Origin of the sequence: Mesorhizobium sp. M1A.T.Ca.IN.004.03.1.1 (genome assembly GCF_003997555.1) — a bacterium.
Classification (GTDB): Bacteria; Pseudomonadota; Alphaproteobacteria; order Rhizobiales; family Rhizobiaceae; genus Mesorhizobium.
Genome location: NZ_RZTV01000711.1, coordinates 1 through 253, shown reverse-complemented (window position 1 = coordinate 253; position 253 = coordinate 1). Strand labels below are relative to the sequence as shown.

The window sequence follows — 253 nt, the reverse complement described above, 5'->3', positions numbered from 1 at the left end:
GTTCTTGTCGGAGTTTCCGTTATGTAGCGAATTTTCCATCGCCTTCGCCGACATCGTCGGCGAGACATATCGCGATCCGCTGAGGACGGTTTTAATCGCTTCGGCGAGACCGCGGGAACCGACACCTTTGAGAACGTAGCCCATCGCGCCCTGCTGCAGGGCTCCGAGCAGCGTGTCCACCTCTTCGGATACCGTCAACATCAGCACTTTCGTCCTGGCGCTCAGCCCGACGACGAAAGTGCTGATGTTGACG

At 58.1% G+C, this 253-nt stretch carries 1 pseudogene; it reads right to left on the bottom strand.

Going from position 1 to position 253, the window contains the following annotated elements:
• Positions 1-253: pseudogene (locus EOD29_RS33530) on the bottom strand (response regulator transcription factor); the annotation flags it as partial.